The sequence below is a fragment of the Rhodanobacter soli genome, from assembly GCF_040548735.1.
Classification (GTDB): Bacteria; Pseudomonadota; Gammaproteobacteria; order Xanthomonadales; family Rhodanobacteraceae; genus Rhodanobacter; species Rhodanobacter soli_A.
This window is the reverse complement of record NZ_JBEPSD010000003.1, coordinates 22,050-38,558: the sequence shown is the minus strand read 5'-3', so window position 1 is coordinate 38,558 and position 16,509 is coordinate 22,050. Positions and strand designations below refer to the sequence as shown.

Here is a 16,509-nt window from a genome sequence, read left to right as displayed (position 1 = left end):
ATGAAACTCATCATCCAGATTCCATGCCTCAACGAATCCGAAACCCTGGCCATCGCCCTGGCAGAGCTGCCACGCGAGGTCGCAGGTTTCGACTCCGTCGAATGGCTGATCATCGACGATGGCTCAACCGACAACACGGCAGAAGTCGCCCGCCAGAACGGTGTCCATCACGTGGTGCGCCACCCGGTGAACCGCGGCCTCGCGGTGGGTTTCATGTCCGGCCTCGACGCCTGCCTGAGGCTCGGCGCAGATGTCATCGTCAATACCGATGCGGACAACCAGTACTGCGGTGCGGACATTCCCAAACTGACGGCACCGATCCTGGCCCTGCAGGCCGACATCGTCATTGGCGCCCGTCCGATCGACCAGACCGAGCACTTCTCCTGGATCAAGAAGAAGCTTCAACGCCTTGGCAGCTGGGCGGTGCGCATGGCCAGCAAGACTGACGTTGCGGATGCCCCGAGCGGCTTCCGTGCCATGTCGCGCGAAGCAGCCATGCGCCTGAACGTGTTCAACGCCTATACCTACACACTGGAGACCATCATCCAGGCCGGCCAGAGCAACCTGAGCATCCTCTCGGTGCCAATCCGTACCAATGGTGACCTGCGGCCGTCACGCCTCGTGAAAAGCATAGGCAGCTACGTCAAGCGCTCGCTCATCACGATCCTGCGCGTCTTCGTGATATATCGCCCACTGGCGCTTTTCTTCTACTCGGGATTGGTCTTTCTTCTCGCCGGGACAATCGCTGGCGGCCGGTTTCTCTACTTTTATCTCGAGGATGGCGGAGAGGGCCACATTCAGTCGGTCATTTTTGCATCCCTGTGCATCACGCTCGGCATGCTCTTCAACATGATGGGGCTGATCGGCGACCTGATAGCGACCAACCGCAAACTGCTGGAACGAATCGATGTCCGTCTCCAGCATCTGGAATTCGGAAGCCGCCGCCGGAACCACGACGATGATTGAAATGGTTGATGGCATGAACATGCGCCCCGACCCCGCGCGCTCATCGAAAGCACTCTCTCTCGTTCCTTCCGTTTTTTTCGGGTTGTTGCTATCCCTGCTTTTCCTCGGCACGGTTCAGGTAGCGGTTCACTCGGCGCCTTCTTTCGATGGCGCCATGAATCTGGAAGTCGCCAGTTCCATCGCCCAGGGCGAAGGCTATCGCCGCCTGTACGCGCAGCGCGATGTTTTCCCCCACGAGATACAAACGGGCGCGCCATACATCCTGCCTGCCGCCGCGGTCTTCAAGATCTGGGGGGTGGCAATTCCGCAGGCGCAGGTAGTGAACGTCGCCTACTTCGCCCTGCTGCTGGCAACCACCTTTCTTCTGGTAAGGCAGAGAGGAAGCCGCACACTTGCACTCTTCGCGGCCTGCACCGCTGCCATCGTTCCGGGAATACTGAGATTCGGTTTCGGTGGCTACGGCGAAATACCGGCAATTGCCCTGGTTTTTGCCGCTACTGCCACCTTCTACAGCGAACGAGGCAGGCACCCCCTGGCCACCGCGTTCATGGCGGGAATACTTCTCGCGCTGGCGGTGATCACCAAGACAGTCATGCTCATCGGGGCGGGTGCCCTCTGCCTTTGCATCATCCTGGAGCTGGCCTTTCCTGCAGATGGCCGGCGCATGCCACATATCAAGAGGATGGGCTCATTTGTGGCCGGCGGTATGCTCGCCATGATTGCAATGGAGTCGTGGCGAGCAGTCGCGCTGGGTGGCGCCGACGCCTGGGCAAACTGGTGGGCAGAGGAGACGTCGGGGATCTTCAAGCAGGCTGGCGTTCGTACTGGGCTCGCTGATACAACGACGGGTCTGCTCGCAAAGCTTGGCTTGCATCTGCAGTATCTGAGCCAGAATTACCAGCTTGCCGTATGGGCCACCGCCCTCTGGCTTGTACTGCTCTGCTTCGCCGGAGTCGCAATGCTTTTGCGCTCACCCGAGCGAGAAGGCAAATGGAGCACGCTGACCATCCTGATTACCGCCATCGTCTACACGGCGTGGTGGCTGCTCGTTACGCCCACGGCCAAAGCATGGCACCGACGCATCATTGACGGCATGATCTGCGCCGACGTCGGAATGATCATGTTCATCGCAGCCTGGCTTGGCGACTTGCGCAATCGCACATGCAGCAGCGTGACCAGGATTTCGATGACCTTCATCACATGCATGGTTCTCGCCCTGCCGCTGACATGGCTGGTGAAGGGATCCCGGGCACTCATCCACGCCCGCTCAAACCCCGACAACAATCACGCGCTACTGCGCGTGGCCGAAGAGGTGCGAGCGCTGCCGAAGAACGCCTACATCTTCGGCGTCGGCTGGTATTCCGCCCCGGTCATCTCCCTCCTCGCGGAACGGCCCATCCAGGATTTCAATGACATTCCCGTGTCGCGCATGGAAACCGGACGGCCGGTCTATTTCGTGCAGGCTCCGAGTGATTCTTCGGACTATCTTGAGCGTGTCCGATCGAGCTATCAGCTATCCGGCGCACCATGGGGTAGCTATGCCCTGCTGAAGGCCACCTCGTTGACACCTTCGCCGCTCGTACCTCAGCACGATATCGTTCGTCGCCACATCAATGCCGCCGACAACTACAGCTATATGCGTGGATTCAATGAATCCGAGGGCAGCAATGGTCGCTGGCTCAGCGACGACAACCTCATTCTCCTGACACCCGAGGCCGGCGATCACTTCGAACTGATTGTCTATACGCTCTCGCAAACCTCCTACATGCACAACAGTGCCCCGAAAATCACAGTCAGCTTCAATGGCTGCGCTGCACCGGCCCAGGACAGCAAACCCGGCGACGTCTCGAAACTGAACTTTCCGATTCCGGAGAGCTGCGGCCTCGCGCCAGGCCAACCCGTCAATATTCGTATCGAAGTCGACAATCTTGTCGACGCGGCCACGACGCGCGACCAGCGCGCACTCGCTGTCCTTGGAAAAGAGCTTGGATTCGTGGGGCCACAGCCTTGAGGCCGAAGCCATCGTTGCCAAAAAACGGCCAGACGTCCAAGCAGCCGGGTAGCGCCCAATTCTTCATTCCGCGACTCTCGCCAGCAAGCAACGTCAGATGCCGGTACCCTGTTGCTTTTTGCAGTCAAGCTCCCGCTGGAGATTCAACGCCCACTCCGTCCGCGCCATGAATTCCGAATAGTAGAAATACGCCCGGGCAGACTCGAAGGCAGCTTGGCACATGAGCTCGGACTCGCATAGCAGGGCATCGTTGTGCGGCGACGGGGATAGATGCGGTGCTCGCGAAGCTCTTGCCCAGCAATGCCGTTACGCGAAATCCGCGCGGCTCGAAAACATGTGCGGCATCGCGCCAGGAATACGAGACAATGTGCCACGGTGCAACGGATCGAGATACACGTGATCCTCATTGATCACATAGTCCGGCATGCCGTGTTGAACAGCCACAAACTGTCGGGCAGGCTGACCTTGGCCAGCCCATCCACCAGCTTGCCCAACATTCGCGGCGTGAGGTGCTCAATGACTTCAATGCACACGCCCGCATCGTAGGCTTCTTCCAGCATGCCTACATCGCCCTCCACGTAGTTCGGATGGGGTGTTCGCTCCGCCGGGGAAGCAGTGCGACGCCGTAAAACAAGTCCGGTCGCCCTGGATATTGCTTCGCCAGTTCGTCAAGCAGATAGCCGGGGCCGGTACCCACATCGAGAAAGCGTTTCACTGGTCGCTGGCAATAAAGCAACGCCTCGCCGACTCGGGTCAGCGATTCACCCTTGGCACACATACGCGCCGAGCACAGCTCTTCGTTCCAATAGGCTTCATCGTACAGGCGCGTACTTAAATGACGTTGTCGATATCAACCAGCACATTGGTGGCTATGTGCAATGACCTGCAAGAACCACACTGCGCATAGTCATAACCGTCAATACCGTTTCCTGCCCTGTAAACGCGATACGAGCAGTCCCGGGAAAAACCTCAGCGCGCCCACGGAAGCAGCACCCGCCGCTGGTGCCGCACTCGATTTCACCGACGGCATGATCATCCAATGCTCTCGAGTGGCGAGAGACAGCCCTTCCGACTGTCGTTGCCACGCTCACTGATACCACCGTAGTCAAAAGTTCAAGCGGTCGAATGGACATCAATCTTGGCGACGACTACATCGAGTACATCACAGACAAGTATTATGGCGTCGACCGGTGCAGCGGCATCAAATGATTCCTCACCTACCTGGGCAAACAGCACATGAACGGCTCCACGATGAGCGACAATCTCGCAAACCCAACCAGCGATGTACCCGTGCCGGACGTCTCCATCGTGGTACCCGTATATGGTGGCAGCGCAGCATTACCGGAATTGTGCCGCCGACTCGATCAGGCCCTGCAATCGGCCGGGCTCAATCATGAGGTAATCCTGGTCGACGACCGTGGGCAACCTGATACCTGGGGCGTGATCTGTGCGATCGCTGCACGGTACCCGCGAGTGCGCGGATTGCGCCTTGGCCGGAATTTTGGCCAGCACGCCGCCACCATTTGTGGCATCGCTCATGCCCACGGGGAGTGGATCGTCACGATGGATGATGATCTCGAACATCCACCCGAATCTGTCCCCACCCTGCTTGCGGCCGGTGACGAGGACCACCCGCTAGTTTACGGCACCTTCGAGAAACGCACCCATGCCGCCTATCGAAACCTGAGCTCGGAACTGATGCGACGCATGCTCAAGCGCGCATTTCCCGACCTCAACGAGGACTATTGTTCGTTCCGCGCCATCCACGCACCACTGGCCAAGCAGCTTGACCGTTTCGGGTTCGACCGCCCTTACATCGACGGCATGCTGTCCTGGTTGACCTCGTCGACGCGCAGCGTCAGCGTGCCACACCAGCAGCGGCAGCACGGCGAAAGCACTTACACTATGCGTAAGCTGCTCTCACACGCAGCCAACATTTTCGTCACTTTCTCCTACCTTCCATTGCGGATCGCCACGTTTGGTGGGGCAGCGTTGGCCGCCATCAGCTTTCTCTATCTGCTTTACGTGGTCTACGGCCGATTGAGCGGCAGCATCACCAATCCAGGCTACGCGTCGCTCATGTCCGTGGTGCTGTTTGCTTGCGGCATCCAGTTGCTGATACTCGGCGTGGTCGGCGAATACGTAGGCCGACTGATGGGTGCCACGTTCCGGCGTCCGGTCTACGTGGTGGACTGTGACACAGGCAGTCAATAGTCGAAGACTCTGAACCCCATTACCTCCAATCCTTCATCCAACGCCATCCGCTGAAATGCTCCACGACTCTTTGAAGGTAACCTTGTCCAATCTCCGTCGCCTTTCCTCAAATCGTGCATGGGCAGGCGAGATGCTGCGCTTCCTAGTCGGAGGGATATTGAATGTCGCCGTTGGCTATGGCAGCTATCTGATACTGCTGCACTGGTTCAGCTACGAGGTGGCATACGCCATCGCGTATTTACTGGGCATCATCGTGTCGTATGTATTCGGCGCGCTCTACGTGTTCCGCCAGCCCATGCGTTGGCGCTCAGCACTGCGTTACCCACTGGTATATCTTTTACAGTTCCTGCTGGGCTTGATCCTGCTCAGGATTCTGGTCGAGCTGGTACACATGCCCCAGCAGTTTGCGCCACTGGCCGTCGCCGTGCTCACCATACCGGCAACATTCCTAGCGTCGCGAACCATCATTCGTATGAATTAAGCATTACTCGATATCTCGACGGAATCACGATGAACAAGTCAGTCAAACCCGAGTTCGACCAGTATGCCGAGGGATACACTGATCTTCATCGTGCCAGCATACGAGTCAGCGGCGAGGATCCCACTTTTTTTGCGGCGTACAAAACTACGTACATGGCCGCATGGCTCGGGGATGGCGTCGACGCCGGATCGTTTTCAATTCTCGATTTCGGCTGTGGCGTCGGCAATACCATTGATCACCTGCGCCGGGCGTTTCCTGCAGCGTCGCTGCACGGTGCCGATCTATCGGGCGAAAGTATCCGACTTGCCACCGAATCCCATGCCCATCAGGCAACATTCCGCACCATCGAAAACGCTCGCCTCCCGTACGAGGACAAGAGCTTCGACACCGTCATGGCGGCTTGTGTTTTTCACCACATACCACCTGCCGAGCGTACACACTGGATGAGCGAAATCAGGCGGGTATTGAAACCAGGCGGTCACGTTTTCGTCTTCGAGCACAACATGCTCAATCCACTGACCCTGAAAACGGTTCGGGATTGTCCCTTCGATGAAGACGCGATACTGCTACCGCGTTCGGAATTGCTCGATCTAGCCCGGCATGCGGAATTCGATAGCATCTGTTGCCGGTACATCGTGTTCTTCCCGCGCCCACTCTCCTTCCTGCGTCCACTCGAACCGGCCATGGGCTGGATACCGTTTGGCGCACAATATGTCGTTCACGGCACCGCCAGCCGGATTTGCGCCTGATAAGTGCGTGCATGCGCTCGATAAACGCGACAACCTCGACGGCGACGAACGCCGACGGATTTACCCGGTGTTCGTGTATTGACGAGCCGCCCATCGTGCAATATGCGGCCAGTTAGAGCTTCGCCTCGATGACAATCAACGTGTAGGGAATCCGCAGCAGTCCTGTCAAAATATAGCTTTCTGATTTCTCGAACACTTTTGCAACCAGGGCTTTCCATTCCGGCTCGGTACGGACGTTCTTCCCGCGATCCTGCTTGAGCATCCAGTGAGCCAGCGGAGCTTGGCTGATCAAAAAGCAGGCTTCCAGACAGACCAACCTGCCACTGGGCGCCATTGACGCACGCGCAAGTTTCAGCGCAATCAAGGCCTCGTTGTCATCGAGATGATGCAGCAATCCGTTGATGAGGACCAAATCAGCCCCCTGCATCTGCGCGGGGAGATGGTCAACATAGTCTTCGGCTACTCCTACCAGGAACATCTTGTCTGGATCGCCCGCGAATTTAACACGCGCACTCGAAATGTACTCGTCGCTGATGTCGAAGCCTACATACTTCACGCCGGCCGGAAGTAGATGCACGATGCTGCCCGGACCGCAGCCGATATCCACAACTTTTTGACCTACCCGGGCTTGCCAGAAACGCTCGCTGACCCATCTTCGCGCCTTCGTGGCGCCGACAAGGCCCTGAAAAACGTTGTAGGCCCAGGGAAACGTGAAAATGTGCTTGATGCCACGATCGTCTTGCACGGAAGTTCCTCCTGCATCTGGGTCGTTGCCTCGGACACTCTCCTTCAACTGGTGCCCATGCGTTCGATCTGGATGCGGGCCACGCATTCAATCGCTTTTCTTTTTACCATCATCACCGGCCTTGTACCCCGATAATGCCGGCTCAGCAGCCACAGGCATCAACGCCGGCAGATACCGATGCCGCCACTGCACCTTCGGCGAGAACACGTTGAGCTGGTTTTGACTCAGTAGCTGAGTGAGTTCCCGGCGCTTCACGAGTGGCCAGTGACACACGGGCAATTCCGCTGCACAGGCTCGCGGGTGTCCGGGGTCTTTGGTGAGATCGTCGATCTGGTGCGCCATGTTGGCGTAGTAGGCCACCAGATACGGTCGCGCGCGCCATTCGTTCCTCGATATGAGAACTTGTCCGACAAGCAGCACTGCACATCCGGCTGCTGGCAACCACATGCCGATAAACTGCCGTTGGGCAGAGGGTCGAGACATCACACTGATCGAACCCGCCCACATGAGCAGTAACGCGATCAGATGTCCGCCATACAGCAAAACGTAACGCGGCTGAGTCAGATAACCGTTACCGGCAGTTGTCACACGACCCAGAATGATACCGGCCACCCAACCGTATGAAACCAACATCAGGCATACCGCGACGAAAACTGCACGATTGTATTTGCCGCGAAAAGCCGTCCGCCAGAACCACAGATGCGCCGCGAACAGCAGCACGCCGATCGCCACCTGCATCGCCGGCCAGGTCTCGACATGGATGAATCGAGTCGGGCTTCGATAGAACACCGGTAGCGTCAGCGGCATGATCACCCACATCCACCATCCCTTGTCGCGGAAATGTCCGACCAGCAGCCCCAACCGGGATGACAACGGCGTTTCAGCCATTCCGCCGACAATCGGCACGTAGGCGTAGCCGATCCTCACCAGCACCGTGCATGCGGCAATCACCGCCAAAACCTTCCATGCCGACGGGTGCCGCTGTGCCGGATCGCGGAGTTGCATCAGCGACATGGCTGCGACAACCGCGATGGCGGCGATCAATGCGCTGTCGTCACTGGTGATACCCAGCAACAACGTGACAAGCACCAGTGCCGTGTAACGCCGCGTACGATGAGCGTGCCATACGGTGAGTACGAACAGCAGGATAATCAGGTTGGTGACGTTTTCGAGCGCCACCAGCGGCCATGTCCAGATAGCCGCGTCCGCATTCAATGTAAACAGCACCGCGCAAATCGCAGCCCATGCGAGATAGCGAAAAACATCACTGTGATCATTGCATCGCTCTGCCGCAATGACCATGTGGAAAATCAGCGCGCAGGCGGCAGCAGCGCACACGCCGACCACAGCTCCGAACGCTAGATCCAGATCCAGGTAGCGCCATTCGAAAAGCAGCACCAGCTTGAACAGCGGCTGGGAATGATCTGCCCCCATTCGCCGAACAAAAAAGTCGCCTAAGCCAAGGTCGCCGTTGATCGCCTTGCGCAGAAATACATCCAAGAAGTACCACGAGTCGTCGCGAATAACCGGAGAGGAGGCGCGCAGTACAAAATAGAGTGCGTTAAGCAGAAGCAGGGCCACCACCAGCCACGCCAGGGCACGAGCGACATTCTGGGTTGATGGCAACACTGTCAAACGACTTTTCTGCGTCAAGATCACTAGACATGCCGCCTATTGTTGCCAATGCGTTAACTACTAAGTGATAAATTGACGAATACCAAAGGGCTCTCAGGAAACCCTCGAACCATTCCGGAAACCTCGCACCGCCCTGACCGATTCGGGATGATGCTCTAGCCCGCATGCTGCAGATACAGTGCAATCGCGCACAAACCAACAGGAGCAGCCTGGAACCATATGCCGGGACACTTATTCGGAGTAGTCACCCCCTACACCGAACCACCTGTTGGCAGTCATCGTGAGCGGTTCAGACGAGGCACCGACATTATGCCATACCACGATACGGACAAATGCCGGGAGCCAGCCAGACCTATGCGGTCATCTAACGACAAATTTGACGTCACCAGCTCTGCAACAAGATTTTCTCGTCACGTTTGGCACCGGCATCGCCGCTACAGTGCCCAGATGATTTACCTGAAGCTGCGTCAGGCTAATCTGGTGGTCAACCATAAGCGGGGAACCGGCTCTATGTCTTGGCCAAGCCGCACCTTCGGGCTGGATTGTCAAGGAAGCCGGTCATATGGGTGCACCACGGGCTCAAATATCGTCGATGCTGACAAGGACGAATGCATGTTCGTGTCCTGCGAGCGAGTGCTGAACTGGCGCAACCTCTGGCTGTACCAAGACCTCCAAGATTATTCCGCTCGTCGATTACTTCTCCGGAAGAGCCGCCTCTGGTGCATGAGCAGTCACAAACTGGCACCACCCGGTTCGCAGCCAGTAGGCAAACTGTAGTGACACCACATCTCCGGTTTCGCGATAGTGCGCAAGCAAGTCATTTTCGAAGACAGGCATGCGAATGATGGCTTGCGCATCCACGATCAGCCCTGCGCTTTCGAGATGGTGAAGCATGTCCGCCCTGCTTGGCAGATCCTTGTGCGTTCGATCATCACGGAAATTCGCGGTGATGGACGCGAAGCCCACTTTCGAAAGCTCCTGGATAGTTGGGCAGAACTGCGAATCGTGCGCCGGCCATTCAATATAGACTTGCCCACCCGGCTCGAGGCGTGAAGCACACCAGTTTACGTATGCACCTCGATCTTTTATATGTTCAATGAAGTGAGATGAATAGATCGCATCGAACTTCTTTCCGCCCAATTCCGGTAAGCGTTGATCCCAGTCCCCCAGCTCGTACCCATCATATTTGTCGAAACTCGCCCCTTTTTCGAGCGAGTATGCGAACAGCTTTATATCCAGTCGCTTCGGAGCCGGCCAATGCCTGAACACTTCAAGCCCACCATCACCGGCGCCTACATCGAGCATGGTCGCATCTGCAGGAAGGGTTTTAAGGAAAATTGCGCGCGGGTGTTGCGCATGATAACGCTCTAGTACCTCCCCGACGGGATGAACCGGTTCTATCTTCTGAGCAAACCACTGCGTTATGGACTCGTATTCGTTGCTCACTGATACAGTCTCCATGGCTCAAGTGCCGCGTTCCATCGTTGAATTTGCTGCCCGACCTAGGTGCTCGATGACTCGGGCGAGCGGCTCAGGCTTGCTGGAATCGACCAAGAACCCTCTCAGGACTCCCGCTCCCGATGCAGCGAGCAAATCACTTTCCTTGTCACCCACCATCATAGAATCCCCCAATGCCAGATTAAAAAGATCGCTGGCGACCGTGAACATCCCGGAGGCCGGTTTACGACAACCACACTCTATACGTAAAGCCCCCAGTCCAGCTTCGGGGTGGTGCGGACAATAAATCGTGGCGAGAATCACCGCGCCACGCACTGCAAATTCTTCATGCATCCAGCGCGTGTAATCGAGAAACTCTGACTCGCTGTAGTAGCCACGGGCTATGCCTGCCTGATTGGTGACCACGACCAGCGCGTACCCTGCGTCGCGTGCAGTCGCGCAGAGTTCAAAAATGCCCGGCACCCATTCGGTTTGTTCGATCGTGTGCACGTATCCGTGATTGACATTGATGACGCCATCGCGATCCAGAAACAAGGCGCGGCGTCTAGCCTCGCTCATCGCAGATTGCAATCCGCCCGGAACATAGATACCTGGTTTCGGCTGGGTGCTCATGTCATCGTCCGAACAGTTGCTGCGCGCGGGCATAGTCGTCAGGCACACCAATATCTATAAAGTCACGGGTGTCGTCCATGGCGGCCACCTCTCCCGCCAAAGCACTGGGCAATAGAACTCGGCTCTCGAAAGAATAGGCGCTCTCATCGCCGGGCAGACCATCAACAGCCGCCGCGGTCAGGAAATAGCTTCCAGCATTGATAAGACCCGGGCCATGACCGCCTTTTTCGCGGAAAGCAATGACTCGGCCATCGGCAACCTCAACGGCCCCATAGCGGCCCACATCATGGACTCTGGCCAGTGCGATGCCCAGCATGGCCCCAGTCGCAAAAACTACGCGTTCAAGCGCGCTTGGGTCATAACGAAGAAATGTGTCGCCATTGGCCAGATGCACGCCGTTCCCTTGAAGCAGCGCGGCGGCAAGGCGGATCGCCCCACCCGTGCCCAACGGTTCCGGCTCTTTTGAATAGGCGATGTCCATGTCGGCCCAGCGCGCACCGATCGTTTGCTCGATCTTCTCGGCCATGTAGCCGGTGGCGAGAATCACCCGGCGCAGACCACTCGCTGCCAGTTGATCGAGCAGATGGGCGAGAAAGGGACGCCCGGCTACGGATGCCAGCGGTTTGGGTACGTCGGCAACCACACTGCGCAGGCGCGTCCCCAGGCCACCAACGAGGACTATGGCCTCTTCAGCCCTTGGCATCTGTAAACATCTCGTACTCGATCAGGCCGCAGATCAAGTGCCCCAGAAATTCATGGCCCTCCTGGATTTTCGGAGTCTCGCCCGAGGGCATGCGGAAACAGACATCACACAGCTCGGCCATTGCGCCGCCACCCTGCCCTGTAAAGCCGATCACACCGATGCCGGCGTCGCGTGCAGCCTTGATGGCACGCACGATATTCTTCGAATTGCCGGAGGTGGAAATGGCGAACAGCAGGTCACCACTACGCCCCAGTGCCTCGACCTGGCGCGCGAACACATAGTCATAACCGTAGTCATTGCCGATCGCAGTGAGGATGCTGGTATCCGTGGTCAGTGCGATCGCCGCCAGGCCGGGGCGATCGAAATTGAAGCGGCTGACCAATTCCCCGGCCCAATGCTGGGCATCGGCCGCGCTGCCGCCGTTACCGGCAAACAGCAGTTTGTTGCCACGCTTGAGCGCTTCCACTGACAAGGTCACTACACGCGCAAGCAGCTCGCGCAATGCCACATCCGCGGACATGGCGTTGAGTAGCTTGATGGATTTGTCGAACTCACTGTCGATGTATCCGTTCAGGTGATTCGCCACGAAGTTGCTCCTTGTTGCGTGAAATGGAAATCCAGAACGCTGCCGCCTTGTTCGAGCAAGGCGCGAGTCAGACCGATGCGTTGCTCGGGACTGCACAGGAACATCATGAAGCCGCCGCCACCAGCCCCTGACACCTTGGCAGCGCGGGCACCGTTGGCGAAAGCAACTTTCTCGACCTGCTCGATCAACGGATTGCTGATGCTGGTGGCGGTTTTCTTCTTTGCCACCCAGCCCGCTTGCAGAGTGGACTCCAGCCGGCGTAGATCGCCCTTGAGGATGCATTCCTTCATTTGTATGGCTTCATCCTTCAACTGATGCATGGCATCGATGGAAGCCTGGTTCTTGTCGCCCACATTGCGCGACTGCTGATCGATGATGTCGGCCGAGGCGCGCGAAACACCGGTGAAGTACAACACCAGCGAGCTCTCGAGTTCAGCCCAGACCCAATCTTTTATGCGCAACGGATTCACGATGACCCGATCGTCCGCGTAGAACTCCATGAAGTTGAAACCACCAAAGGTGGCAGCGTATTGATCCTGCTTGCCGCCAGCGAGCTTCAAATCCTTGCGCTCGATATCGTAGGCGAGCTGGGCCACTTCGTATTCGCCCAGAGGCAGCGAGAAATACTCGACGAATGCCTGCAGCAGGGCCACCACCATGGTCGAAGATGAGCCCAGCCCGGAACCTGGAGGAGCATCCGAAAACGTCTTCACACTCAGCGACGGCTGTTCGCCGCGAAGAAAATCACGCGACACGCGCGCGTACACACCCTTGAGCAATTGCAGGGGGCCGCCGCCTGCAACATTATTGTCGCAGGAATGCGTCTCCTCATGGCGTACATCGAGTGCATGAAAGCAGGTCTCCCGCCCGTTGCCTGCCGCCACGATCGCATACGCATAACGATCAATGGTGACATTCATCACCCGGCCGCTGTAGACGTCACAATAAGGTGATACATCGGTTCCACCGCCGGCGAGCCCCAGCCGCAACGGTGCGCGTGCACGTACGATCATGGCGCTCGCTCCCCGGCAGCCACCTCCCACGGAAGCTCCTGCGCGAACTCGCACCACTGCGCCTCTTCCGTGAAATTGGCACGCACGAAAGCCTGCCCTGCAGCGGAGTTTCGGCGCCAGGCAGCATCGTCATCGAGCAAGTGCAGGACCCGCTCTGCAAAATCCTCAGCCGTATCCGCGGCAGCAAGAAACCCGCCTGTCTGTTCGAGACCCTGGACTCCGGCCGACGTAGTCACGCAGGGCACGCCGAAGCGCATGGCTTCGATCACCTTGCCTTTCATGCCTCCTCCGAAGCGCAATGGCGCAACGACAACGCGCGCGTTCGCATAGCGTGCTGCAAGCTCCTCATCCGTGACGAAACCCGTGACCGTAACGCCATCGCCATGTAATGCCTTGACCTCATCGGATGGATTGGAGCCGACCAGATCGAGATGAATCTGCGGACGGCGCCTCCGGACAAGAGGCAATACCTCACGGACAAACCACTCCGCGGCATCCACATTCGGTGGGTGGGCAAAACCCGCAACGAAGACAAGGTCGTGCCGATTAGCCAGATTCGCATCGGGATGCTCGGGAAAGTCATCGAACGCATATGCGGCGATCGTGTGGGAATGAACCTTTGGTGCATGCTCATCCAACCATGCGCGTACGTGCTGCGTCTCGCTGACAGAAGGATAGTAGACGGCATCCACCAGCTTCCAGACCTCGTGTTCTAGCTTTCTCGCCCTGTCACACTCCGCTCGCAACAGCTTGTCTGCCGGCTGCATCCGCAACTGATCCTCGATGCGGAGGTAATGCACATCGTGGCCGTAATAAAGCAGGGGGGCGCTGCTGAACTTACGCACCACACCGATGAAATTGACCGCAATATGTGGGCGACTCAGCAGTACGGCGTCGATTTCCGCTACATGCTGCTGCATCCACTGCTCGAAACCTTGGTGATATTCAGCACCGTAAACGACTTCGACACCATTCTGCTGCAACAACGGCGCGTAGGCCGGATCGTTGTGCAAATTCTCCGGCCAAAACTTCACCGAAAAGCCCCTGCGTATGAACATGCGGATGAATTGCCATATCGTGCGCGAACCCGCATCACGATCCGGCTGGGGAATATAGTGGTCCACGATAAGAATCGTGTGCGTCGTACGCGTGCGGCCACGCGCGCGGAAGACGTTTTCACCATTGGGGAAATGCTCTCGCTTGAGCACCTCATGCCAACGTTCGTAGAAACGCCGCTGGTTCTCGACCTGATAGGCCTTGATGCCGGAGTTGACATCGGTGCCGTGCGATACGCCCTCATGATGCACAACCACCGAGCGCGGCTGATAATAGAGCTTCAATCCAGCCTCGCGCACCTTGAAGGCGAGATCCGAATCCTCACAATACGCGGGCACATAGCGCTCATCGAAGCGGCCCAGCCGCTCGAACAGTTCAGCAGGGATAAGCAGCGACGCGCCCGAGCAGTAATCCGTCTCACGTACATAGTTGTAGATACTGCGCCCGGGGTCGTCCAAGCGCCCGTAGTTCCAGGCACTGGCATCCTTCCACATGATACCGCCTGCTTCCTGGAGGCGGCCGTCGGGATAGACCAGCTTGGAGCCGACCATGCCACAGTCCGGAAAGCGCCCGAACACATCCAGCATGCTGTCCAGCCACCCCTCGGTGACCTCGGTATCGTTGTTGAGGAAATAGAGATAGCGGCCGCGCGCCAACCCGGCGGCACGGTTGCATGAACGCAGGAAACCAAGATTCTCCGGATTGGACTCGAAACGCAGACCGGGTACGCCGGCCAGCGCATGGATGTCGGGATCACCCGAAGCATCCTCGGCGATCAGCACCTCGTAAGGCACCTGCGGCGGGTGCGCTGCGATCGAACGCAGACATGCGATCGTGATGGCCAGATTGCCGTAGGTTGGAATGATGATGGTGACATGCGGTTCGTTGTAGAACGGGAAGGCTAGCTCAGCCACACTTTGCAGCAGCGATGCGAGCGATTCTGCCGGCTCGCCCAAAGCCACGGCTGGCAGTTTAGCCGCCGAACCCGCCAACGATTGCACCGACTGGCCGGCAGTGTGCGCATACCTCTCCCGGATCGCACCTCGCAGTGCGCGCCAATCTCCACGCAGCAATCGGCCTGCCGCACGCAACGGTCGCGTCAGCTTCCACGAACGTGAGCTCAGTATCAATTCATGGTCCCGGTGCAACGCCGCAAGCTCTCCGGTCAGCAGCTCCGCACGCGCTTTCAGCCGCGACTGCTCCTCCTGCAACGAAGCGACGAAAGTGTTGCGATCAGCCAGTTCGCTATTCAGCGAATGCACCAACCGATTCGCCTCTTCATGTTTGTCAGCCAATGCGGCATGTTGCGATTGCAAGGTGGCCAGCTCCGCATCCAGCGATTTCGCCCAAGTCGCCGCGCCATCGTGCTCCGCGACCAGTTTGCCGTATCGCTCGCGTTCCTGTGCCAGTTCCGCGTCCAGCGATTTCGCCCATGCCGCGACCGCCTCATGCTCTTTCACCAGCCGTCCGTGCACACCCTGCAACTCGTTCATCTCGGCATCGAGCCCACTGGCCCACCTCGCCACTTCACGATGATGGGTGTAAAGATCCTCGGCTTCGGAAAACAGGACAGATGGACGTAGCTTTATCTGTAGTTCGGCATTCAGCGCGCCGGCGACGGCGATGAAATAGACGGGATCGGCCAGCGACGCCGCACGCTCGACAACTTCGGATCCGGTATCCGTCAGTGCATCGACTGTCTGCGCTGTGCCCGCGCCTTGCAGCGTGAAGATGGACGAGCCGACGGCAAGCCGTTGGCCGAAGTAGCAGATATCGTCGAACTGCTCTTGCAGCACCGCGTCGAACTCTGCAAAGTCCAGCTCCTTGACGTGGAATTCGTTGTGATGCCCGGCAAGTTCCGAATAGACGACGCGATTCGGCGAGGAAATGACCAACAGCCCGTCCGGACGCAGGACGCGGCGGATCTCGCTGAGCATTTCCCGATGGCGGTCGTGATGCTCGATGGTTTCGAACGAGACAACTACATCGACGCTATTGTCGTCCAGCGGAATTTCCGCAGCATTACCCTGCATGAATTCCAGGCCGTGGATACCCTGGTAAGTCGCACTGGCATGCGCGACAGCGTCGCCGGCGATGTCCACTCCCTTCACCGAGCGGGCACGGTGCGCAAGCATCGCACTGCCATAACCCTCGCCACAGGCAATATCGAGAACATCCTTGCCTTCGACCAGGCGCGCGCACCACGCATAACGGTGCAGGTGTTCGTGCCGAATCTCTCCCGCTTCGGTGGGCACGTAGCGCTCGCCGGTAAATTCCATT

14 protein-coding genes are annotated in these 16,509 nt (G+C 58.1%); 5 read left to right on the top strand and 9 right to left on the bottom strand.

Annotation, left to right across the window (positions count from 1 at the left end; all coding sequences use genetic code 11):
- Together ABIE04_RS14295 and ABIE04_RS14290 are read left to right on the top strand one after the other, a co-directional pair.
- Positions 1 to 966 (top strand): glycosyltransferase family 2 protein, encoded by a 966-nt coding sequence (locus tag ABIE04_RS14295; RefSeq protein WP_354551575.1) that lies wholly within the window; start codon positions 1 to 3, stop codon positions 964 to 966.
- Positions 908 to 2,977, top strand: coding sequence for a hypothetical protein (locus ABIE04_RS14290; protein WP_354551572.1), 2,070 nt, complete (start codon positions 908 to 910; stop codon positions 2,975 to 2,977). Before ABIE04_RS14295 ends, ABIE04_RS14290 begins: the two co-directional genes overlap by 59 nt.
- A 410-nt stretch (positions 2,978 to 3,387) precedes the next feature.
- Here ABIE04_RS14290 and ABIE04_RS14285 read toward each other — a convergent pair whose 3' ends face one another.
- Positions 3,388 to 3,537: a hypothetical protein gene (locus tag ABIE04_RS14285; RefSeq protein ID WP_354551570.1), complete on the bottom strand. Its 150-nt coding sequence runs from the start codon at positions 3,535 to 3,537 to the stop codon at positions 3,388 to 3,390.
- A 691-nt stretch (positions 3,538 to 4,228) separates the two neighbouring features.
- Between ABIE04_RS14285 and ABIE04_RS14280 the strand changes: the two genes are divergently transcribed.
- The 3 genes from ABIE04_RS14280 to ABIE04_RS14270 all read left to right on the top strand — a co-directional run bounded on the left by ABIE04_RS14280 (position 4,229) and on the right by ABIE04_RS14270 (position 6,421).
- Positions 4,229 to 5,191, top strand: a complete 963-nt coding sequence (locus ABIE04_RS14280) for a glycosyltransferase family 2 protein (RefSeq protein ID WP_354551566.1) — start codon at positions 4,229 to 4,231, stop codon at positions 5,189 to 5,191.
- Between the two features lie 130 nt (positions 5,192 to 5,321).
- Complete coding sequence (locus tag ABIE04_RS14275; RefSeq protein WP_354551562.1) at positions 5,322 to 5,672, top strand: GtrA family protein; 351 nt, start codon at positions 5,322 to 5,324, stop codon at positions 5,670 to 5,672.
- Between the two features lie 29 nt (positions 5,673 to 5,701).
- Positions 5,702 to 6,421 (top strand): class I SAM-dependent methyltransferase, encoded by a 720-nt coding sequence (locus ABIE04_RS14270; protein WP_354551558.1) that lies wholly within the window; start codon positions 5,702 to 5,704, stop codon positions 6,419 to 6,421.
- A 112-nt stretch (positions 6,422 to 6,533) separates the two neighbouring features.
- Here ABIE04_RS14270 and ABIE04_RS14265 read toward each other — a convergent pair whose 3' ends face one another.
- The 8 genes from ABIE04_RS14265 to ABIE04_RS14230 form a co-directional block, all read right to left on the bottom strand.
- Positions 6,534 to 7,166 (bottom strand): class I SAM-dependent methyltransferase, encoded by a 633-nt coding sequence (locus ABIE04_RS14265; RefSeq protein ID WP_354551556.1) that lies wholly within the window; start codon positions 7,164 to 7,166, stop codon positions 6,534 to 6,536.
- 87 nt (positions 7,167 to 7,253) lie between these two features.
- Positions 7,254 to 8,825, bottom strand: coding sequence for a hypothetical protein (locus tag ABIE04_RS14260; RefSeq protein WP_354551553.1), 1,572 nt, complete (start codon positions 8,823 to 8,825; stop codon positions 7,254 to 7,256).
- 669 nt (positions 8,826 to 9,494) lie between these two features.
- The gene (locus tag ABIE04_RS14255; protein WP_354551551.1) at positions 9,495 to 10,247 is read right to left on the bottom strand and encodes a class I SAM-dependent methyltransferase; all 753 of its coding nucleotides are present in this window, start codon (positions 10,245 to 10,247) and stop codon (positions 9,495 to 9,497) included.
- An 18-nt stretch (positions 10,248 to 10,265) separates the two neighbouring features.
- Positions 10,266 to 10,871: a D-glycero-alpha-D-manno-heptose-1,7-bisphosphate 7-phosphatase gene (locus ABIE04_RS14250; protein WP_354551548.1), complete on the bottom strand. Its 606-nt coding sequence runs from the start codon at positions 10,869 to 10,871 to the stop codon at positions 10,266 to 10,268.
- 1 nt (position 10,872) lies between these two features.
- On the bottom strand, positions 10,873 to 11,574 hold the full coding sequence (locus tag ABIE04_RS14245) for a sugar phosphate nucleotidyltransferase (RefSeq protein ID WP_354551546.1): 702 nt from the start codon (positions 11,572 to 11,574) through the stop codon (positions 10,873 to 10,875).
- Complete coding sequence (locus ABIE04_RS14240; protein WP_354551543.1) at positions 11,561 to 12,160, bottom strand: D-sedoheptulose-7-phosphate isomerase; 600 nt, start codon at positions 12,158 to 12,160, stop codon at positions 11,561 to 11,563. The genes ABIE04_RS14245 and ABIE04_RS14240 overlap by 14 nt, the downstream gene beginning before the upstream one ends.
- Complete coding sequence (locus ABIE04_RS14235; RefSeq protein ID WP_354551541.1) at positions 12,145 to 13,173, bottom strand: GHMP family kinase ATP-binding protein; 1,029 nt, start codon at positions 13,171 to 13,173, stop codon at positions 12,145 to 12,147. Before ABIE04_RS14235 ends, ABIE04_RS14240 begins: the two co-directional genes overlap by 16 nt.
- Positions 13,170 to 16,508 carry a glycosyltransferase gene (locus ABIE04_RS14230; RefSeq protein WP_354551538.1) on the bottom strand — a complete coding sequence of 1,113 codons (3,339 nt, stop codon included), beginning with the start codon at positions 16,506 to 16,508 and terminating at the stop codon, positions 13,170 to 13,172. The genes ABIE04_RS14235 and ABIE04_RS14230 overlap by 4 nt, the downstream gene beginning before the upstream one ends.
- Position 16,509 lies beyond the last annotated feature (1 nt).